This is a genomic window from Jiella pacifica (assembly GCF_010500815.1).
Classification (GTDB): domain Bacteria; phylum Pseudomonadota; class Alphaproteobacteria; order Rhizobiales; family Rhizobiaceae; genus Jiella; species Jiella pacifica.
The window spans coordinates 34027-53049 of sequence record NZ_JAAAMG010000003.1; the positions used below are offsets into that span (position 1 = coordinate 34027).

Annotated in this window: 21 protein-coding genes and 1 riboswitch; of the genes, 11 read left to right on the forward strand and 10 right to left on the reverse strand. The window is 66.9% G+C overall.

Annotated features, from left to right (window positions below; genetic code table 11):
* Positions 1-333: 333 nt before the first annotated feature.
* Positions 334-583, forward strand: a riboswitch (cobalamin riboswitch).
* A 33-nt stretch (positions 584-616) separates the two neighbouring features.
* From GTK09_RS04970 to bluB, 8 genes are all read left to right on the forward strand, one after another.
* The gene (locus tag GTK09_RS04970; RefSeq protein ID WP_163461554.1) at positions 617-793 is read left to right on the forward strand and encodes a CbtB domain-containing protein; all 177 of its coding nucleotides are present in this window, start codon (positions 617-619) and stop codon (positions 791-793) included.
* A gap of 90 nt (positions 794-883) precedes the next feature.
* Positions 884-1651, forward strand: coding sequence for a CbtA family protein (locus GTK09_RS04975; protein WP_163461556.1), 768 nt, complete (start codon positions 884-886; stop codon positions 1649-1651).
* Between the two features lie 3 nt (positions 1652-1654).
* The gene (gene cobU, locus GTK09_RS04980) at positions 1655-2179 is read left to right on the forward strand and encodes a bifunctional adenosylcobinamide kinase/adenosylcobinamide-phosphate guanylyltransferase (RefSeq protein ID WP_163461558.1); all 525 of its coding nucleotides are present in this window, start codon (positions 1655-1657) and stop codon (positions 2177-2179) included.
* Positions 2180-2270: 91 nt separating this feature from the next.
* Positions 2271-3362 carry a cobalamin biosynthesis protein CobW gene (cobW, locus tag GTK09_RS04985; RefSeq protein ID WP_163461560.1) on the forward strand — a complete coding sequence of 364 codons (1092 nt, stop codon included), beginning with the start codon at positions 2271-2273 and terminating at the stop codon, positions 3360-3362.
* An 11-nt stretch (positions 3363-3373) separates the two neighbouring features.
* On the forward strand, positions 3374-7282 hold the full coding sequence (gene cobN, locus GTK09_RS04990) for a cobaltochelatase subunit CobN (protein ID WP_163461562.1): 3909 nt from the start codon (positions 3374-3376) through the stop codon (positions 7280-7282).
* Positions 7269-7796, forward strand: a complete 528-nt coding sequence (locus tag GTK09_RS04995; protein ID WP_246217717.1) for a GNAT family N-acetyltransferase — start codon at positions 7269-7271, stop codon at positions 7794-7796. The genes cobN and GTK09_RS04995 overlap by 14 nt, the downstream gene beginning before the upstream one ends.
* Positions 7797-7834: 38 nt before the next feature.
* Positions 7835-8443, forward strand: a complete 609-nt coding sequence (gene cobO / locus GTK09_RS05000; protein ID WP_376767953.1) for a cob(I)yrinic acid a,c-diamide adenosyltransferase — start codon at positions 7835-7837, stop codon at positions 8441-8443.
* Between the two features lie 83 nt (positions 8444-8526).
* Complete coding sequence (gene bluB, locus GTK09_RS05005) at positions 8527-9228, forward strand: 5,6-dimethylbenzimidazole synthase (protein ID WP_163461571.1); 702 nt, start codon at positions 8527-8529, stop codon at positions 9226-9228.
* A 37-nt stretch (positions 9229-9265) separates the two neighbouring features.
* Here the strand turns inward: bluB and GTK09_RS05010 are convergent, their stop codons facing one another.
* Both GTK09_RS05010 and pcaD read right to left on the reverse strand, forming a co-directional pair.
* Positions 9266-10324 carry a 3-carboxy-cis,cis-muconate cycloisomerase gene (locus tag GTK09_RS05010; protein ID WP_163461573.1) on the reverse strand — a complete coding sequence of 353 codons (1059 nt, stop codon included), beginning with the start codon at positions 10322-10324 and terminating at the stop codon, positions 9266-9268.
* The gene (gene pcaD / locus GTK09_RS05015) at positions 10321-11127 is read right to left on the reverse strand and encodes a 3-oxoadipate enol-lactonase (protein WP_163461575.1); all 807 of its coding nucleotides are present in this window, start codon (positions 11125-11127) and stop codon (positions 10321-10323) included. The genes GTK09_RS05010 and pcaD overlap by 4 nt, the downstream gene beginning before the upstream one ends.
* A gap of 168 nt (positions 11128-11295) precedes the next feature.
* Between pcaD and GTK09_RS05020 the strand changes: the two genes are divergently transcribed.
* On the forward strand, positions 11296-12246 hold the full coding sequence (locus GTK09_RS05020; RefSeq protein ID WP_163461577.1) for a carbohydrate kinase family protein: 951 nt from the start codon (positions 11296-11298) through the stop codon (positions 12244-12246).
* A gap of 142 nt (positions 12247-12388) precedes the next feature.
* On the opposite strand, the gene GTK09_RS05025 is transcribed toward GTK09_RS05020, so the two are convergent.
* A complete protein-coding gene (locus GTK09_RS05025; RefSeq protein ID WP_163461579.1) occupies positions 12389-13171 on the reverse strand; it encodes an outer membrane protein in 783 nt (260 codons plus the stop codon).
* Positions 13172-13685: 514 nt separating this feature from the next.
* Between GTK09_RS05025 and GTK09_RS05030 the strand changes: the two genes are divergently transcribed.
* Complete coding sequence (locus GTK09_RS05030) at positions 13686-14132, forward strand: c-type cytochrome (protein WP_163461581.1); 447 nt, start codon at positions 13686-13688, stop codon at positions 14130-14132.
* Between the two features lie 180 nt (positions 14133-14312).
* Here the strand turns inward: GTK09_RS05030 and GTK09_RS05035 are convergent, their stop codons facing one another.
* From GTK09_RS05035 to GTK09_RS05065, 7 genes are all read right to left on the reverse strand, one after another.
* The gene (locus GTK09_RS05035; protein WP_163461582.1) at positions 14313-14876 is read right to left on the reverse strand and encodes an NUDIX hydrolase; all 564 of its coding nucleotides are present in this window, start codon (positions 14874-14876) and stop codon (positions 14313-14315) included.
* A 3-nt stretch (positions 14877-14879) separates the two neighbouring features.
* Entirely contained in the window at positions 14880-15176 is a 297-nt protein-coding gene (locus tag GTK09_RS28105) for a type II toxin-antitoxin system RelE/ParE family toxin (RefSeq protein WP_163461584.1), read from the reverse strand.
* A 6-nt stretch (positions 15177-15182) separates the two neighbouring features.
* On the reverse strand, positions 15183-15458 hold the full coding sequence (locus GTK09_RS05045; RefSeq protein ID WP_163461586.1) for a type II toxin-antitoxin system ParD family antitoxin: 276 nt from the start codon (positions 15456-15458) through the stop codon (positions 15183-15185).
* 70 nt (positions 15459-15528) lie between these two features.
* Positions 15529-16143, reverse strand: coding sequence for a DsbE family thiol:disulfide interchange protein (locus GTK09_RS05050; RefSeq protein WP_163461947.1), 615 nt, complete (start codon positions 16141-16143; stop codon positions 15529-15531).
* Positions 16144-16205: 62 nt separating this feature from the next.
* On the reverse strand, positions 16206-16397 hold the full coding sequence (gene ccmD, locus GTK09_RS05055) for a heme exporter protein CcmD (RefSeq protein WP_163461588.1): 192 nt from the start codon (positions 16395-16397) through the stop codon (positions 16206-16208).
* Between the two features lie 23 nt (positions 16398-16420).
* Positions 16421-17182, reverse strand: a complete 762-nt coding sequence (locus GTK09_RS05060; RefSeq protein ID WP_163461590.1) for a heme ABC transporter permease — start codon at positions 17180-17182, stop codon at positions 16421-16423.
* Positions 17183-17239: 57 nt separating this feature from the next.
* Positions 17240-17749 carry a GNAT family N-acetyltransferase gene (locus tag GTK09_RS05065; protein WP_163461592.1) on the reverse strand — a complete coding sequence of 170 codons (510 nt, stop codon included), beginning with the start codon at positions 17747-17749 and terminating at the stop codon, positions 17240-17242.
* Positions 17750-17964: 215 nt separating this feature from the next.
* Between GTK09_RS05065 and GTK09_RS27735 the strand changes: the two genes are divergently transcribed.
* A complete protein-coding gene (locus GTK09_RS27735) occupies positions 17965-18990 on the forward strand; it encodes a GGDEF domain-containing protein (protein ID WP_163461594.1) in 1026 nt (341 codons plus the stop codon).
* Positions 18991-19023: the final 33 nt, after the last annotated feature.

Sequence of the window (19023 nt, forward strand, 5' to 3'; positions counted from 1 at the left end):
GCTTGCTCGAAATTGTGTCGTTCGGATGGGATATAGAGGCTGACGCGAAACGAGAACCGTTTTCGGGCGATGTTTTTGCGCTGCGATAGTGCACCGATCCTGCGGTTTGCTCGAAATACGGCTTGATGGCGGTGGGAGAGACTGTTCGCCTCGCGTTTCAAGGCGGCTCGATGGGCGATGACGGGAGGCGCGGGCGGCTGTGAAGACGCTCAGCGGAAGGTTTCTCCGTGCCGGGCGATTCGCTCGGCCGGGGGCTTGAAGGGATCGCGGCGGCGATTTCGCTTGGCGCTCGCCAGGGCGGCTGCTAGTCTCGCCGCGCTCGGGCGCCACGTCTGGCGCCGGGCGAAGGACGGTTCCCCCACCGCAAAGCGGTAGGGGCGAAGAGGGAATGCGACGGGTCGACCCAAGTCGGGGGCCTTCATCGCAGCCGACCCCGCGACTGTAGAGCGGCGAGAGATTCGTCACTGGCCCGATGCGCTCGATGCGCGTCGGTGCCTGAAAGCCACTGGAGAGACCTCCGGGAAGGCGAGACGCATTTCGACGACCCGCGAGCCAGGAGACCTGCCGGCCTTCCAACATGCGCCGCTCGTGGTGAGCGGCCGTCACGGAGGTTGATATGACGACTGACACCAATCAGATTGCGGGAACCGCCTCGAGCACCCGCGTCGCCACCGGGCTTTTCGCCCTCGTTCTCGGCGCCTTCTTCGTTTGGGGTGCGGGCTTTGCCCATTCGGCCGCCCTGCACGACACGGCTCACGACGTTCGCCACGCCTTCGGCTTTCCCTGCCACTGACCGCGGCTCTTCCGGCGCAGCGCCGGGCCTTTCGCACATCCAGTCAGTCACAGGCCGGCGTGTCGTCGCCGGCAACGGGAAAGCTTCATCATGTTGGTCAGATATCTCTTGGCAGCGCTTGCGGCCGGGCTCTTCGTCGGCGTCCTGATGACGCCCATCCATTATCTCAAGCTCGTGCCGCTGATCGAGCACGCCGAGGTCTACGAACAGGGCGGTCACGGCATCGCGCCGACCCACGAGCATCAGGCCTCGCTCGTCTCCTCCGCCTATGCGCACGGGCTTTCGAACCATCAGGCCGGCCGGGTCATCCTCGTGCACGGTCCGGCCGCAGCCGGAGGTGAGGAGGAAGGCGATGCCAGCCTGTTCGAAAGCCGGGCCCTCGGCACCTTGACGGCGAACCTCGTCACCGGGGCGGGCTTTGCCCTGATGCTCGGCGCCGTGGCGCTTCTGACCGGTCATCGGATCACCTTGCGGACCGGCGCTCTCTGGGGCCTTGCCGGCTTTGCGGCGATCTCGCTGGCTCCGGCCCTCGGCCTGCCGCCGGAGCTTCCGGCGATGCCCGTCGCCGATCTTTCGACCCGCCAGATTTGGTGGATCATGACCGTCGTCATGACCGCCGCGGGCCTTTACTGCCTCGTCCTGAGGCGCCAGCCCGTCGTCAGGGCCGGCGGCGCTCTCCTCTTGGTGGTGCCGCATCTCTTTGCAGCGCCTCACCCGGCGGATCTTTCCAGCCCGATCCCGCCGACGCTGGCGGCCGAATTCGCCGTCGCGTCGCTTGCGACGGGGGCGCTGTTCTGGGTGCTTCTGGGCCTGTCCCTCGGCGCGGCGATGGACAGATACGTCGGCGCCGAGGCCTGAGCGATGGGCGAGGAAGCGCGGCTCACCCTGGTTCTGGGCGGGGCGCGCTCCGGCAAGACGGCCTTTGCCGAAGGCCTCGTCGCCGGGAGCGGCCTCGAGCCGGTCTATGTCGCGACCGGCGAGGCCCATGACGACGAAATGGCGGACCGCATCGCCCGCCACCAGAGCGATCGCGGGCCGACCTGGCGGACCGTCGAAGCACCGCTCGACCTTGCCGGAACGCTGCGGCGCGAGGCGGCGGCCGGCCGTTTCCTCCTCGTCGATTGTCTCACGCTCTGGGTGACCAATCTGATGATGGCGGGGCGCAACGTCGATGAGGAAGCGGACGCGCTCGGCGCGGCTCTCGAAGCCGGGGTGGGCGGCCCGGTCCTCCTCGTTTCCAACGAGGTCGGACTCGGCATCGTGCCGGACAATGCCATGGCACGGGCGTTTCGCGACCATGCCGGCCGGTTGCACCAGACGATCGCGGCGCTGGCGGGGACGGTGTATTTCGTCGCCGCCGGCCTGCCGCTGAAGATGAAGGGCTGAGCAAAGCGCTCGGGCCCTTCGAACGATCCAAGACCGCAGCGACGGCGTCTCGCCGACGCGCTGCGGCACAACGCGATTCAAGGAGGCATCGATGCCTGCACAGAAAATTCCCGCCACCGTCATCACCGGCTTTCTCGGGGCCGGCAAGACGACGCTGATCCGCAACCTCCTGCAGAACCCCGGCGGCCGCAGGATCGCGCTGATCATCAACGAATTCGGCGATCTCGGCGTCGACGGCGACATCCTCAAGGGCTGCGGCATCGAGACCTGCAGCGAGGACGACGTCGTCGAGCTCAACAATGGCTGCATCTGCTGCACCGTCGCCGACGATTTCATCCCGGCGATGACCAGGCTGCTCGAACGCGACATCCTGCCCGACCACATCGTCATCGAGACGTCCGGCCTGGCGCTGCCGCAGCCGCTGGTCGCCGCCTTCAACTGGCCGGAGGTGAAGACGAAGGTGACGGTCGACGGCGTCGTCACTGTCATCGACGCGCCGGCGGTGGCCGCCGGCCGGTTCGCCGACGACGAGGAAAAGGTCACCGCCCAGCGGGCCGCCGACGAAAGCCTCGACCACGACAACCCGCTCGAAGAACTCTTCGAGGACCAGATCCGCGCCGCCGATCTCATCGTCCTCAACAAGGCCGATCTGATCGACAGGGACACTCTCGAAAGGGTGCGCAAGGAGACCGCCGCGGCGACGGCGCGGACGTTCAAGACCATCGCCGCCGAGAACGGCAAGCTGCCGGCCGACGTGCTGCTCGGTATTTCCGCCGGGACGGAGGATCTCATTGCCGACCGCAAGTCTCATCACGAGATCGAGCACGAGGGCGGCGAGGAGCACGATCATGACGAGTTTGAGAGCTTCGTCGCAGAGGCCGGGCCGCTTCGTGACCAGACCGCTTTCGTCGAGGGGCTGAAAGCCCTGATCGGCGAGCACGACATCCTGCGGCTGAAGGGCTTTGCCGATGTTCCCGGCAAGCCGATGCGGCTCGTCGTCCAGGCCGTTGGCCAGCGCATCGAGACCTATTTCGACCGGCCCTGGGGCAAGGACGAGGCGCGGGCGACGCGGCTGGTCGTCATCGGCCTGCATGACGGGCTGACGGAGGAGGTCTGCGACACGATCGCCCGGCGGATCGAAGCGCTCGCGGCCGGCGAAGGCGCCGCGCAGGCGGCGGAATAGGGGCCGGCGGCTTGCATCTTCTCCTCGCCCAGAAGGGCGCGATCGACGATGGCGGCGAGGCGGTGGATCTCGGCCAGTCGCCCGGCGACATCGTCTTTCTCTCCGCCGCCGACACGGAGATTGCCGCGCTCGCCGCGGCGGCGCGGCGGCTTCGTCTCGGCGCGAGCGATCTGCGCCTCGCCAACCTGTTGCGGCTGAAGCATCCGATGTCGGTCGACACTTTTGTCGGGCGGACCCTTCGCCATGCGCGGCTGGTGGTCGTGCGGCTGCTCGGTGGGCAGGCCTACTGGCCCTACGGGCTCGACGCCCTGCTTGCCAACGCGCAAGCGACTGGCAGCAACCTCGCGGTGATCCCCGGCGACGACAAGCCGGATCCGGGGCTCGACGCCTATACGACCATCCCGCTGGGAGAGCGCGACCGGTTGTGGCGGTATCTCGTCGAGGGTGGCCCGGCCAATGCAGAGGGGTTTCTGCAGGGGTGTCGGGCGGTGCTGGGCGAGGGAGAATGGCCCGGGGAGGCGACACCGCTGTTGAAGGCGGGGGTGGTGGAACTGTGCGGAGAGGGGGGCGACGGCGACCTTCATCGCGGCGGCCGCGATTTGGATTGGATCCCGGGTCAAGCCCAGGATGACGAAACAGGTGACAAACCCCTCGCCGCCATCGTCTGCTACCGCGCGCTCGTCCAGAGCGGGCAGACGGAGCCGGTGGAGGCGCTGGCCAACGCCCTGTCCGAGCGCGGTCTCGACGTCCTGACCGTCTACGTCTCCAGCCTCAAGGACCCGGTCTCGATCGAGACCGCCCGCTCGCTCTTCGCCCGCCGCCAGCCTTCCGTCGTGATCAACCTCACCGGTTTTGCCGTCTCATCGCCATCCGCCGGCGCCGGGGCCGAGCGCGTGCCGACCGTCCTCGAAGAACACGGCGCCGTCGTCCTGCAGGCGGTGCTCGCCTCGGGCTCGCAGGAGGCCTGGCGGGACTCCAGCCAGGGTCTTTCCGCCCGCGATCTCGCCATGAGCATCGCACTGCCCGAGCTCGACGGGCGCATCCTGTCGCGCGCCGTCGCCTTCAAGTCGGCTGGCGAATGGGACGCGCTGACCGAGACCGACATCGTCGCCCACCGGCCCGTGTCGGACCGGGTCGGTTTCGTCGCCGAACTCGCGGCGCGCTGGGCGCGGCTGCGCAACAAGGCGAATGGCGACAAGCGCGTCGCCATCCTGCTCGCCAACTATCCGAACCGCGACGGGCGGCTCGGCAACGGCGTCGGTCTCGATACGCCGGCCGGCACGGTCGAGGTGCTGAAGGCGATGCGAGGGGCGGGGTACCCTGTCGCCGACGTCCCGGCGGACGGCAACGCATTGATCGCTCATCTGACGGCCGGTCCAACCAATGCCGGAATGGCTGCCCGTGAGGTGCGTGAGACGATGCCGCTTGATGCCTATCAGGCGTTTTTCGGTCGGCTTCCGGAGGCTGTGAGAGCCGCCGTGCTGGAGCGCTGGGGCCCCCCGGAGCGTGATCCTTTCATCGTGGACGCAAATGGTAAGCCGGCTTTTGCGCTGCCGTTGGCCCGTTTCGGCGAGACGCTGGTCGGCATTCAGCCGGCGAGAGGCTACAACATCGATCCCAAGGAGACCTACCACTCCCCCGATCTCGTGCCGCCGCACAACTATCTGGCGCTCTACGCCTTCCTGCGCGACGTCTACGACGCCGACGCGGTGGTCCACATGGGCAAGCACGGCAATCTCGAATGGCTGCCGGGCAAGGCGCTTGCGCTGTCGGAAAGCTGCTTCCCCGAGGCCGTCTTCGGCCCGCTGCCGCATCTCTATCCCTTCATCGTCAACGATCCGGGCGAGGGGACGCAGGCCAAGCGCCGGACCTCGGCCGTCATCATCGATCACCTGACGCCGCCGCTGACCCGGGCCGAGACCTACGGCCCGCTGAAGGACCTAGAGGCGCTGGTCGACGAATATTACGAGGCCTCCGGCGGCGATCCCCGCCGGGTGACGCTTCTGAAGACCGAGATCCTCGACCTCGTCCGCGACATCGGCCTCGACCACGACGCGGGGATTGCCGAAGGAGAGGGTGACGAGACGGCCTTGACCAAGCTCGACGCCTATCTCTGCGAACTCAAGGAGATGCAGATCCGCGACGGGCTGCACGTCTTCGGCGTCGCGCCGGAGGGGCGGCTGCTGACGGATCTCGTGGTGGCGCTTGCCCGTTTGCCACGAGGCAGCGAGCCGGGGGATGCGTCGCTGATCCGGGCGGTGGCGGAGGATCTGGGGCTGTCCGTCTTGTCCGACGATCAAGGCGGCGGTGGGCACCTCTTCGCTTCTTCGGAGGTCGGTGGCGGGACAGAGGGGGGCGCCAAAGGGCGCGGCGTAGGCCGAGCGAGTTCTTTCGACCCGCTGGACTGCGACATGGCGGCGCCATGGGCAGGTCCTCGTCCACAGGTACTTGCAGATCTGTCCACAGCATCCTGGCGAACTGCCGGCGATGTCGTCGAACGGTTGGAAATGCTCGCCTCGGAGTTTCTCGACGGTAATCTTCCACAGGATATCCACTGGAGGTCCACCGCGCCGGTGCTCGAAGCCATCGCATCGAGCCTGCGGCCGGCCGTCACCTCCTCCGGCCCGGCCGAGATCGCCGGCCTCCTCGCCGGCCTTGCCGGCCGTTTCGTCGCGCCCGGGCCTTCCGGCGCACCGACGCGAGGGCGGCCGGACGCGCTGCCCACCGGCCGGAACTTCTTTTCTGTCGACACCCGCGCCGTGCCGACCGAGACCGCCTATCGGCTCGGCAAAAAGTCGGCCGAACTCCTCGTCACTCGCCACCTGCAGGACCATGGCGAATGGCCGACGTCGCTGGGGCTCACCGCCTGGGGCACCTCCAACATGCGCACCGGCGGCGACGACATCGCCCAGGCCTTGGCGCTGATCGGGGCGAAGCCGGTCTGGGACCGGGCGTCCCGCCGGGTCACCGGCTACGAGATCGTCACTCTGGCCGAACTCGGCCGGCCGCGGGTCGACGTCACCTTGCGCATCTCCGGCTTCTTCCGCGACGCCTTTCCGGACCAGATCGCGCTCTACGACCGGGCGATCCGGGCCATCGGCGCCTTGGATGAGGACGCGAGCGACAATCCGATCGCCGCGCGCATGCGGGCCGACAAGACCGCTCTGATCGAAGCGGGGACCGACGCGGCCGAGGCGGACCGACGCGCCGGCTTCCGGGTCTTCGGCTCGAAGCCGGGCGCCTACGGCGCCGGGCTGCAGGCGCTGATCGACGAAAAGGGCTGGGACGACAAGACCGATCTCGCGGAGAGCTATCTCGTCTGGGGCTCCTACGCCTACGGGGCCGACGCGGAAGGCGAGGCCGAGCGGAAGACGTTCGAGACGCGGCTTTCCGGCATCGAGGCGGTGGTCCAGAACCAGGACAACCGCGAACACGACCTGCTCGATTCCGACGACTACTACCAGTTCGAGGGCGGCATGACGGCGGCGGTCGAGCATCTCTCCGGAACGCGGCCGGTGGTCTACCACAACGACCATTCGCGGCCGGAGCGCCCGGTGGTGCGGACTCTGGAAGAAGAGATCGGCCGGGTGGTCCGGGCGCGGGTCGTCAACCCGAAATGGATCGCCGGCGTCATGCGCCATGGCTACAAGGGCGCCTTCGAGATCGCCGCGACGGTGGACTACATGTTCGCCTTTGCCGCGACGACCGGAGCGGTGCGCGACCATCACTTCGAGGCCGCCTGGAACGCCTTCCTCATGGACGACCGGGTCCGCGATTTTCTCGAAGCGAACAACGCGGCGGCGCTCGCCGAAATCCGCGACCGGTTTGCCGAGGCGATCGAGCGGGGGCTGTGGACGCCGCGGTCCAATTCCGCCCGTGCCGAGCTGCAGGCCAAAGGAGCATCTCATGGCAGGGCTTGAAGCGCGGCTGGGTTCGGATCATGACAACGCGATGACCCCAACCCCCACACTTCCACCCACCACGTTCCCGGCCATCGAGCGCCTCGAGCTTCCGAGCTCGGACCTGAGGTCGTGCATCGTCGCGCCCCTCGCCGAGTTTTCGACCAAGAAGGATTTCTCCTTCACGCCGCGCTACGTGACGCTGGCGCTGAAGGACGAGAGGGGCGTCGACGGCGGGCTGATCGCGCAGGTCTACTGGGACTGGATGCATGTCGAGATCCTCGCCGTGCCGGAGCGCTGGCGCGGCCGCGGGCTCGGCCGCGCGCTGATGGAAAGGGCCGAGGCGATCGCCCGGGACGAAGGCTGCACGGGCGTCTGGGTCGATACCTATTCCTTCCAGTCGCCCGGCTTCTACGAGGCGATGGGCTATCTGCCCTTCGGCCGCCTGCCGAACTATCCGAAAGGCGAGGAGCGCATCTTCTTCGCCAAGCTTTTCAACGACGACCAGTCGACGGAAACCGGGAGGGCCGCATGAGCGACACGCCGAGCGAACGTACCAAGATCACCGATGGCATGAGCGAGGAGGAACTGAACGCCCGCCATGCCGAAAAGATGAAGAAGAAGAAGGCCGCGCGCGACAAGATCCTCGCCACCAAGACGATCGAGAAGGGCCTTCTGATCGTCCATACCGGCAAGGGCAAGGGCAAGTCGACGGCGGCTTTCGGGCTGGTCTTCCGGGCGCTCGGCAACGGCATGAAGGTCGGCGTCGTGCAGTTCGTCAAGGGCAAGTGGGAGACCGGCGAGCGCAAGATCCTCGAGCATTTTCCCGAGCAGGTGACGATGACGGCGATGGGCGACGGCTTCACCTGGGAGACCCAGGACCGCCAGCGCGACATTACGGCTGCGAAGGCCGCCTGGGAGCGGGCCAAAGCGATGATCATGGACGAGGAGCACCAGATGGTGCTGCTCGACGAGATGAACATCGTCCTCAGATACGACTATCTCGACATCGGCGACGTCGTCGCATTCCTCAAGGAAAAGCCGGCCAACAAGCACGTCATCGTCACTGGCCGCAATGCCAAGGACGAGCTGATCGAGCTGGCCGATCTCGTCACCGAGATGGAGATGGTCAAGCACCCGTTCCGCGCCGGCGTGAAGGCGCAGAAGGGGATCGAGTTCTGACAGCGGACCAGGCGACGGGCGGCCGCAGGGCGGGTCGCAGCGACGAGGCCCCTGCGGCAGACATTGCCGACCGATCCTCCGACGTGGACCTCGCGGAAGGAGAACTGACCGCCGCAGGGCCGTTCTCGGAGGCCGAGCGGGCGGCGGTCTACCGGGCGATCGAGACCCGCCGCGACGTGCGCGGCGAGTTCCTGCCGACAGAGGTTCCGGACGCGGTTCTCGCGCGGCTGCTCGAAGCCGCCCATCACGCGCCGTCCGTCGGGCTGATGCAGCCATGGAACTTCATCATCCTGCGCGACATGAAGACGCGCCGGGCGATCCGCGACATCGTCATGGCGCGCAACGCGGAAGCCGCGGCGATGTTCGACGACGATCGCGCCGCCGCCTATCAGCGCCTGAAGCTCGAAGGCATCGTCGATGCGCCGCTGAACATCTGCATCACCTGCGATCGGACACGTGGCGGCAAGGTGGTGCTCGGCCGCACCCACCAGCGCGACACCGACCTTCTCTCCACCGCCTGTGCCGTCCAGAACCTGTTCCTTGCCGCCAGAGCGGAAGGGATCGGCGTCGGCTGGGTGTCGATCTTCGAGCCGGACGATCTGAGGCCGATTCTCCAACTGCCCGATCCGGTCGTGCCGGTCGCCTATCTCTGCGTCGGCTATGTCGAGGCGCTTTTCCGACGGCCGGAGCTGGAGGCCCGGCGATGGTCGAAACGCCTGGCGCTTGAGGATCTCGTCTTCGAGGAAAGTTGGGACCGACCGTGGCGCTTCCCGGAGGAAGGGTGATACGGCGACGTCGCGCAGGATGAGGTTTTCGCCGAGGCTACTCCGGGGCGAGCGACAGCTTCTCCAGGAGGTCGAGTGCCGTGCGGGTCGAGGCGGCGGCGGCCATGGCCATCTGCGGCAGGATCATCCATTCCAGCGACCAGGCGGCACCCGAGCGCTCGTTCTCGTGGACGAGCGCCTGGTGCATGCCGGAAACGAGGGTGGCGTTGAACCGGGCCAGCGTCACCAGGAGTTCGGCGCCGACCGGATTGTTCTTGTGCGGCATCGCCGAGGAGCCACCGCCGCCGGTGAGTTGCAATTCGCCGACCTCGTTCTGCAGCGACAGCACCGCGTCCTGACCGAACTTGCCGAGTGCCCCGGTGATCAGCGAGAACCAGTCTGCCACTTCGACGAGGCCGTCCCGCTCGGAATGCAGCGAGGACGGCGCGGCGTGGAGGCCGAGGCGCGCTGCGACGGAACTGGCGATCTGGTCGGCCTTCTCGCCGAAGCCGGTTCTGTCGCCGACGGCGCCGCCGATCCGCAGGGCGAAGGCATGCGGCGCGATCGCCTCGCGCTTCAGGCGGCAGCGCACCAGCGGATCGGTCCAGGCGGCGAGCTTGCGGGAAAACCGCGTCTCCTTCGCCGCCTGCATGCGGGTATGGGCCATCACCCGCCGCTCGCCCGATTCGAGGCTCCAGCCGGCGAAGGCGTCGGTGAGCGCCGCCAGCCGCCGGTCGAGGACCAGCGAGACGCCCTGCATGCGCATGGCGAGCGAGGCGTCGATCACGTCCTGGCTGGTCGCGCCCTTGTGCAGCGCCCTGGCGGCGGCGTCGTCCAGCCCGGCGCGCAGTTGCTTCAGGAGGCTCGGCACCACGACGCCATCTTGCGCCGTTCCCGCGGCGAGCGCCGCGAGATCCGGCGCGAACTCGGCCGTGCGGGCCCGAATGGATTCGAGTTCGGCACTCTCGACGAGGCCGAACTCAGCCTCTGCCTCCGCCAGCGCCACTTCAAACGCGACCATCGCTTCGATGTCCGCGGCCGCGGTGAAATAGCTGGCGATCTCCTCGTCGCCGAACAGCGAGCCGAGGAACGGGTGGGTGAAGACCGACGCCGTCAACGCGGCGCGTCCTGGCCGAAGATCGCGTCGGCAAAATCACCGAGCAGCCGGGCCGTCGTCTCCGGCCGTTCGATACAGGGCAGGTGTCCGGCGCCTTCGACGATCTCGAACCGCGCGCCGACGATGAGATCGGCGCAGGCCTTGACGAGATCCGGAGGCGTCGAGCCGTCCTGATCGCCGACGATGCACAGAGTCGGGACCTCGAGGTTGCGGACCGTCTCGGTATGGTCGGTATCGCGCAGTGCGGCGCAGGAGCCGAGATAGCCCGCGACGGGCGAATTCACCAGCATGTTGGAATAGCCCACGAAGGCGGGATTGCCCCCGCTGCGGAAGGCGGGGGTGAACCAGCGCGTCAGGATCTGATCGGCGATCGCGGCGATCCCGTCCTTCCCGATCGCGTCGATCCGCCCGTTCCAACTCGCCGCATCGCCGATCTTGTGGGCGGTGTCCATCAGGACGAGACCGGCGAGGCGGTTCTGGTCGATCGCGGCGAGGCCGAGGGCGATCTGGCCGCCGATCGACAGGCCGACGACGAGAGCCTGCGCGACGCCGTAATGGTCGAGAAGCGCCAGGAGATCGGCCGAATGGTCCTCCATGCGGTAGGGCGCGGGCGGCACCTCGGAGAGACCGTGGCCGCGCTTGTCGTAGCGGATGACCCGGTAGCGGCCCGCGAGCTTCGGGACGACGTCGTCCCAGATACGATAGTCGGTGCCGAGCGAATTGATCAGGACGAGGGTCGGGGCTGCCTCGGGCCCCTCGGCCTTGTGATGGATGACGATGTCGTCGAAGCGATCGAAGGGCATTGCCTGGTCCCGGCTCGGTCTCGGTTGCCCGGCATCATAGGGGTCGCGGGCGGCGAAGGAAGGCCCCGACGCCGCGCGCCGCTCTTTTCCGCCGGCGGCGCATGCCGCTCTTTTCCGAATGCCTCATTCCTGCTAGCCGCTGTTGCATCACCCAAGGGAGGATCGTGGATGTTTCTCAGCTGCGGAGATTGCCTGTTCGATCTGTTCGCCGTCCCGCAGGAGGACGTATCCACCATCGCCCTGTCCGGGCGGATCGGCGGATCGCCCCTCAACGTGGCGCTGGGGCTCGCGCGGCTCGGCCACCACGCCGGCTATTTCACCAAGATGTCGGGCGATCTGTTCGGCGAGAAGATCCGCGCCTTCATGGAGCGCGAGGCGATCGACCAGCGCTTCCTGATCCCCACCGACCGCCAGACGACGCTCGCCATGGTTTCGCTCGCGCCGGACGGCTCGGCGAGCTACGCCTTCTACATCGAGGGGACGGCCGACCGGTCGATCGAGCCCGAGGAGGTGCCGCAGTCGCTCCCCGCCGAGGTCGAGGTCGTCCATGTCGCCTCCTATTCGACGGTGACCGAGCCGACGGCATCGGCTCTCCTGCAGCTGGTCAGGCAGGAAGCGCCGAACCGTTTCATTTCCTACGATCCGAACATCCGCGCCTCGATCGAGCCCGACCTCGACGTCTGGCGGGCGAAGGTCGCAGAACTCGTGCCCCTGGCGGGCCTGGTGAAGGCCAGCGAGGAAGACATCGCCCAGCTCTATCCCGGCCGCGCCGTCGACAGCGTCGTCGGCGAGTGGATTTCGGCCGGGGCCGAGATCGCCGTCGTCACCCTGGGCGAGCACGGCGCGATCGCCGCGACGAGCCGGGGCGAGACGGCGAAGGTGGCGGGCCGCGCGGTCACGGTGGTCGACACGGTGGGCGCGGGCGACACCTTCCAGGCCGCGCTGCTGGCGGGCCTGAAGGAGCGCGGCGCTTTGTCACGCGCTGCGATCGCCGGCTTCGCGCGATCGGATGTCGAGGAGCTCGTCGGTTTCGCCGTCAGGGCGGCAGCCGTCACCTGCACGCGCAAGGGGGCGGATCTGCCCCGGCGCGCCGAACTGGGGCTTGCGCCGCTCGTTTGACTCGCAACGGCGGAGCGCGGGCAATCCTTCGGACCGGCGCCGGAAATTTCCAAAGATCGACGCGAAAAGGGCCGACGGATGCGATCCGCCGGCCCTTTTGCGTGTCCAAGAGAGGCGAGCGGCCCCGGCCGCCCGGATCGTCTTAGTTGAAGTGGTAGGACGCCTTGGCCCAGACCGTGTGGAAGTCGAGGTCTTCGTTGCTCGAATCGGTCGTGTACTTGATCGTCTGACCCGCATTCGGTCCGGTGCCGGTGCCGGTCACGGACTGCTCGTTCGAGCCGAGGTTGGTGTAGAGATACTCGACGCCGAAGGAGAGGTTCTGCGTCGCCATCACGTCGACGCCCGCGCCGACCGAATAGCCGATGTCGGCATCGTCGCCGTTGTTGTCGAAGTCGTAGTTGGCGATGTTCGGCGCCGAGATGTCGTTGTCAACGCCGGCATAGGCGAGACCGCCCGAACCGTAGACGAGGACGCTGTCGAAGGCATAGCCGAGGCGGCCGCGCACGGTACCGAGATAGTTGATGTCGCTGTTCGAGTTGAACTCAGCGCCGCCCGGCGTGGTGTAGGAGCGGTTCGTCTCGGCATCGATGTAGTTGATGTCCGCGACGGCGCCGACGACGACGTTGTTCTGGAACTGGTAGTCGTAGCCGATATGACCGCCGCCGATGAAGCCGGCATTGTCGTCGTCGTCGAATACGCCGCTGCCGAGCACCGGATTGCTGGTGTTGAAGTTGGCGCCGTTATCGCTGTTGCCGAAGGCGACGCCGGCCTGAACACCGAGATTGAGGCCGGTCCAGGTGGTCGTCTCGGAGATCGGCTCGTAGGCCACCGGCGCCGGTGCCGGCGGCTCGGGGACGAGGACGTCCGCGGCCATGGCCGGGGTGGAAAGCGCTGCGGTGGCGAGAAGCAGGGCAAGGCGTTTCATGCGTATGTCTCCTTTGTCGCTTGTCGCGACGCATTGGCAGGGGCAAGGCCGCCTGCACGTGACGGATTCGGATCACATCCGAATTCGAGACAGATCCCTGATCGGTTGAGTTGGCTGAAAGATGGCAGGAATACGGTCATATTCTTCCTGTTGCCGATCCGCCGCACCCCCTCCGAGGCCGTCTCGTTAATGACCCATTCATGATCCCAAACCTTTGAGAAACGACTAAAATTTAAACTTAATAAAAATTTCCGCAAATTCTGGAGGGGTTTACGACTGTGGCGAAACTGTGAAGATAATATTCCCAAAGGGAAGGTTGTATCCGGGGAGGCGATCTCAAGCGCGGTGGCGCCTCGGTACACCGTCGCTTCGCGGTGCCTCGTTTGCGGCGTCTCGGGGGAACGTGGAACAGTTTGGATTCGTTCTCATCTCGATTGCCAAGCCGGCGCCGGTCCCGATATGGTCGCGGTGGGTGCCGGGACAATCGGACCATGCGACCTGAAAGGGAGGAAAGATGCGTAAGTTCAACCTCGCCATTGCCGGGACGGCGCTTCTGTTTGCCGTGGGGGCGGCTTCGGCCCAGGAGGTCGGCGATCCGGCGGCCGGCGAGAAGGTGTTCAACAAGTGCAAGGCCTGCCACGCCGTCGGCGAAGGGGCGAAGAACAAGATCGGACCGGAGCTGAACGGCATCGTCGGCGACAAGCCGGGCGCCGATCGCGGCGGCTTCAAGTTCTCCAAGCCTTTCCAGGACTGGGCAGCCGACAAGGCGGCTTGGAACGAGGAACTGCTGACGGCCTGGATCTCCGATCCGAAAGCCGTGGTCAAAGGCACCAAGATGGTCTTCGTCGGCCTGAAGAAGCCCGAAGAGCTCAAAAACGTCATCGCCTATCTGGCGAGTTTCGACGAATCGGGCGCCAAGCAGGACCCGGCCGAAGCCCTGAAGGCGGCTGCCGCGAAGTAGCCGATTGCCGCGACGGCCATCCGCCGCGCGGGTCTGTCTGAAATCCATGCATGTTCTGAAAAGGGCGGAACGTCGGTGCCGGCGTCCCGCCCTTTCGCGTGAGGCGAGGAGTACAGGGCGGGCTGAGCAGAAGCAGGAGCTTCCCGAGGGCGTCGCGTGGGTGGGCGGAGGGCCCGGCCGTCAGCTCTCGTCGGGCGTTACCGGACGGCCGTCCGGCATGCGGTTGCCGCTTTCGCCCGAAGGGTTCGAGAATGGCAGCGAAGGAGCGCCGGCCTCGGCCAGAGCATCGTGGGCGAGCGCCCAATGCACCGAGGGAAAGGCGAGTTCGTCGAACGGAATGTCGGCCGGATCGAACAGCCGCACGTCGAGGCTCTCCGGCCCGGATGCGAAATGCGGGCGTTGCAGCCGCGCCCGGTAGATCAACTGCACCTGGCTGATGCGCGGCACGGAATAGACCGCGAGCAGCCGCTCGATGGCGAGATCGGCCTCCGCCTCTTCCCTGGCCTCGCGCTTCGCCCCGTCCTCGGGCGTCTCGTTCAGCTCCAGATAGCCGGCCGGGATCGTCCAGAAGCCGCGCCGCGGCTCGATCGCCCGGCGACAGAGCAGGATTGCGCCTTCGTGACGCACCACCGAGCCGACGACGATCTTCGGGTTCTCGTAGGCGACGTAGCCGCAATTGTCGCAGATCTTGCGGGCGATGCTATCGTCATCGGGGGTGCGGAGGGAGAAGGATGGATCTGGCATGGACTATAGATGGTCGGGAAGGTCCATCCGGGAATGGAGGATGCGGACGACGAGGAGACGCCCGCCGTCATCGAAGCGATAGATCACATAGTGAGACCCGACGAGTTTGCGCAGATAGCCGGCCCGAATTCGGTCGATCGCCTGACCTTTGGCGACGCCGGCCGCAAGATCCTCGCAAGCTCGGCGGATCCTGTCGGAATAGCCGCGTGCCTGTCGTGGGCCGAACAGCTGAAGACTGTGCCGAAAGACGTGCCGGATATCGGCTTCGGCCTGTCGTGAATAGACCGGCGGTCGCGCCACCCCGGATCAGCCCGTTCTGGACGATGATGTGTCTGCTTCCTCGGCTTCGATTTCGGCATAGAGCGCGTTCCAGTCGAGTTCGCCAAACCCCCCGCTCGCTTCACCCTCCGCGATCGCCGCCCGGATCCGGGAGTCCTCGCCGATGCTCGCCCGTTCGAGGAGGGCGAGCCCCGCCCGGACGACCGAATCGGCATCGTCGAAATTCCCGCGTTCGACCTGATCTTCGACGAAGGCGCCGAAATGCTCGCCGAGATCGAAGCTCTTTACGGAATTCATGGCCATGTCCTCAGCTCGTTCGCGCCGATGAGGGTCATGCTGGGCGATGACCGATGGGCCGGCAACGACGCCGCGCTCAACTGGTCGGCCGCCGCCCCATCGGTTCGCGCTGCAGCGCCTGTTCCACAGCCGGCATCAGCCCAGTCTCGATCGCCTCCGGCGTGAAGGGGCCCGTCTGCTTGTAGACGATCTCGCCGTCGGGGGCGACGAGGAAGGTTTCGGGCACGCCGTAGACCCCCCAGTCGATGGTCGCCGAGCCCTTTTCGTCGACGCCGATCGCCGCATAGGGATTGCCGAGATTCTGCAGGAAGCCGAGGGCGTTGGCTGGCTTGTCCTTGTAGTTGATGGCGACCAGCCGAAACCTTTCGTCCTTGGCGAGCTGCATCAGAAGCGGATGCTCCTCGCGGCAGGGCGCGCACCAGGAGGCGAAGACGTTGACCAGCACCGGCCGTCCGTCGCCGGGGCCGGCGAGGTCGAGGCCCGGCATCGGCTGGCCGTTCGCCAGACGCGCGCCATCGAGCGCCGGCAGCACCGTCATCGGGGCGGTCTTGCCGACGAGGACGGAGGGGATCTCCTTCGGGTCGTGGCCGGAGAGGAGCTGATAGAGAAAGACGCCGGCAAGGGCGAAGAACAGGACGAGCGGTAGCAGGACGACGGGCCTCGGGCCGCGGCGTCGCCCGTCCGGCTTCATCTCCCGCGGCAGCTCGTCGGCGGGTGCCGTCTGGAGCAACGTCTCGTTTTCGCTGCCCGTGCTCATCGTGCGGCCCCCGGTGCATCGCGCGAACCGCCCGCCTCGGAGCGGCGGCGGATGCCCCGCGCCTCCAGCGCCTGCAGGGCCCGACGCTGGGCCTTGGCGTCGACGAACACCCAGGCGAAGAGGCCGGCGATGGCGAGGGCGGAGATGCCGTAGGCGCTGGCGACGAAGGCGAAATAATCGGCCTGCATGAAATGGCTCCAGTTCGGGCGTTTCAGCCTTCGGCCCGCCGGGCGGCGAGGCGCGACAGGGCGGCGACGCGCCGGCGCAGGATCTCGGTGCGCATCGCCGTCAGATGCAGGGCAAAGAACAACAGCGTGAAGCCCAGCGCCGAGACGAGCAGCGGCGTCAGATAGGCAGCCGGCATGGCCGGCCCGTCCATCCGCATGACGCTCGCCGGCTGATGCAGCGTGTTCCACCAGTCGACCGAGAACTTGATGATCGGAATGTTGACGAAGCCGACGAGGACGAGGATCGCGGCCGACTTGGCGCTCTTGCCCGGCTCTTCCAGCGCCCGTGTCAGGGCGATCAGGCCGAGATACATCAGGAACAAAACGAAGACCGAGGTCAGCCGCGCGTCCCAGACCCACCAGGTGCCCCACATCGGCCGGCCCCAGATCGAGCCGGTGATCAGGCACAGCACGGTGAATACCGCGCCGATCGGCGCCGCGGCCTTGACCGAAACGTCGGCCAGCGGATGGCGCCAGACCAGCGTGCCCAGCGCCGAGAGGCTCATCACCGTCCAGATCATCATCGACAGCCAGGCAAAGGGCACGTGGATGAACATGATCGTCACGGTCATGCCCTGCTGATAGTCGGCGGGCGCCGTCAGGCCGAGAAAAACCCCGGCGGCGACCGCGATCAGCGCGGCGCCGTAGAGCCACGGCTGCAGCTTGCCCGACAGCTCCAGAAAGCGGGTCGGATTGGCGAGGATGGAAAAGCGCGAAGGCTTGGCGCTGGTGGAGACGTCGGTCATGGCCGGCATACTAGAACCAGTCGAAGCCGCCCGCAAACGGATGATGTCCCGATCGGATCACCTTTTCGCAGGGTCGCCGCGAAAGAACCGCGCCATGCCGATCGAGGCCGGCATCACCTCCTCGAAGCCGAACTTGGCATAGAGATGCTTCGCGTCGCCGTCGGCGATCAGGCTGACATAGGCGGTGTCGGGCACGGTCCGCGTCAGCCAGGCTTCGAGCGCCGCGAAGATCGCCTTGCCGATGCCCTTGCCCTGATGCGCCGGCTCGACCGCCATGTCGACGATCTGCATGTGGCAGCCGCCGTCGCCGACGACCCGGCCCATGCCGACCGCCCGGCCGTCATGGCGCACCACGACGGCAAAGAGCGTGTTCGGCAAGGCGATGCGCGCGGCCTCGTCGCTTTTGGGCGAGAGGCCGGAGACTTCCCGCAAGCGCCGGTAGTCTTCGATCCCGGGGATCTCCTCGGCGAAATCGTAGCCGGCGAGGACGCTGCGGTTCGGCAGGCTGTCGGGTGAAGGGCTGGGCGGCAAGGGGAACTCCGCATGGCTCGAGGCTTGGAACGCCATCTTGTGGCGCCGGGTCCGCCGCCGGGCAAGGCCGGCAGGACGGTTAAAACGAGATTCACACTTGTGTTCTAATACCGGCGCGGGTCGAGGCCGATGGCGGCAGGAACCTCCGACCGATGCCGCGCCTCCTGGTTCTCAGGGCTTCCGCAGCCGGAGCGCCGATGTCTTTCCGGCGGCAACCGAAGTGACCGGATGTGAAGCATGAGCGTCGAACGGTGACGAAAAAGACGGGCAGTCTCGACGATGGCGACGCGTTCCGCCGCTCCATCCTCATCGTCCTGTTGATTTTCACGACCTCTTTCGGCGCGATCTTCGCGGTTCTCAATTACGGCAACGCCAACTACAAGGCGATGGCCGGCGAAATCGCCATGGGGCTCTTCGCGCTGACCCTCGTTCCGGTCATCCGCAGGACGCCCCATCTCATCCGGTGGTCCTTCGTCTATCTCGTCCTGTTCAACACGACGATGATGCTGATCCTTTCGACGCCGCAGTCCTCGCCGTCGGTCTTCGCCTGGGTGCTCTTGATCCCCATCCTCTCGCACATGCTGCTCGGCCGGGCGCTGGGCGGCAGCGTCACCGTCGTCTTCCTGGCGACCGCCTTCGCCATCTACTACACGCGCTTCTCGGACGACACGGTGACCGGCAACCCGCGGGCGCTCCTCAACGTCGCCGGCGTCGCGCTGTGCATCTTCGGCTTCTCCTTCGTCTACGAGACCTCGCGCTCGCGCGCGGAAAAGGCGCTGAAACGCCAGGCCCATACCGACCCCCTGACCGGGCTCGGCAACCGCGCCCACCTGCAGATGCGGTTTCGGGAAAAAAAGGCGCGATGGGAGCGCGATGGAACGCCGCTCGCCCTTCTTCTTCTCGACATCGATTTCTTCAAGACGATCAACGACTCCTACGGACACGAGGCCGGCGACAACGCACTGCGGGCGGTCTCCTCGCTCCTGGGCGACGCCATCGATCCGAACGACGACGTCTTTCGCTACGGCGGCGAGGAGTTCTGCATTCTCCTCTCCAATGCTTCAGCGGCGCAGGCACGGCAGGCGGCGGAGACGCTGCGCCGCCTCGTCGAGGGATCGTCCTTCGAGGAGGCTGGCGCGACCCTCTCCTTCACCATGAGCATCGGTGTCGCCTCGTGTCCGGAGGACGGGAGGGAGCTCCAAGCCCTGCTCGGCGCGGCGGACAAGCGGCTCTATGCGGCCAAGGTCGCGGGGCGGAACCGGGTGGTTTGGGGGTGAGGCAGGGAGCGAAGACGTAAGGGTCGGATAGCC

Coding starts and splice junctions, on each gene's coding strand:
- cobU (WP_163461558.1), top strand. CDS start 1,655: ATGGGCGAGGAAGCGCGGCTCACCCTGGTTCTGGGCGGGGCGCGCTCC.
- GTK09_RS05050 (WP_163461947.1), bottom strand. CDS start 16,143: ATGAAGCCGGACGGGCGACGCCGCGGCCCGAGGCCCGTCGTCCTGCTA.
- GTK09_RS04995 (WP_246217717.1), top strand. CDS start 7,269: ATGGCAGGGCTTGAAGCGCGGCTGGGTTCGGATCATGACAACGCGATG.
- cobW (WP_163461560.1), top strand. CDS start 2,271: ATGCCTGCACAGAAAATTCCCGCCACCGTCATCACCGGCTTTCTCGGG.
- GTK09_RS05045 (WP_163461586.1), bottom strand. CDS start 15,458: ATGGCCATGAATTCCGTAAAGAGCTTCGATCTCGGCGAGCATTTCGGC.
- GTK09_RS04970 (WP_163461554.1), top strand. CDS start 617: ATGACGACTGACACCAATCAGATTGCGGGAACCGCCTCGAGCACCCGC.
- cobO (WP_376767953.1), top strand. CDS start 7,835: ATGAGCGAGGAGGAACTGAACGCCCGCCATGCCGAAAAGATGAAGAAG.
- GTK09_RS05025 (WP_163461579.1), bottom strand. CDS start 13,171: ATGAAACGCCTTGCCCTGCTTCTCGCCACCGCAGCGCTTTCCACCCCG.
- GTK09_RS05035 (WP_163461582.1), bottom strand. CDS start 14,876: ATGCCAGATCCATCCTTCTCCCTCCGCACCCCCGATGACGATAGCATC.
- ccmD (WP_163461588.1), bottom strand. CDS start 16,397: ATGCAGGCCGATTATTTCGCCTTCGTCGCCAGCGCCTACGGCATCTCC.
- GTK09_RS05030 (WP_163461581.1), top strand. CDS start 13,686: ATGCGTAAGTTCAACCTCGCCATTGCCGGGACGGCGCTTCTGTTTGCC.
- GTK09_RS05065 (WP_163461592.1), bottom strand. CDS start 17,749: ATGGCGTTCCAAGCCTCGAGCCATGCGGAGTTCCCCTTGCCGCCCAGC.
- GTK09_RS04975 (WP_163461556.1), top strand. CDS start 884: ATGTTGGTCAGATATCTCTTGGCAGCGCTTGCGGCCGGGCTCTTCGTC.
- GTK09_RS05060 (WP_163461590.1), bottom strand. CDS start 17,182: ATGACCGACGTCTCCACCAGCGCCAAGCCTTCGCGCTTTTCCATCCTC.
- pcaD (WP_163461575.1), bottom strand. CDS start 11,127: ATGCCCTTCGATCGCTTCGACGACATCGTCATCCATCACAAGGCCGAG.
- GTK09_RS05020 (WP_163461577.1), top strand. CDS start 11,296: ATGTTTCTCAGCTGCGGAGATTGCCTGTTCGATCTGTTCGCCGTCCCG.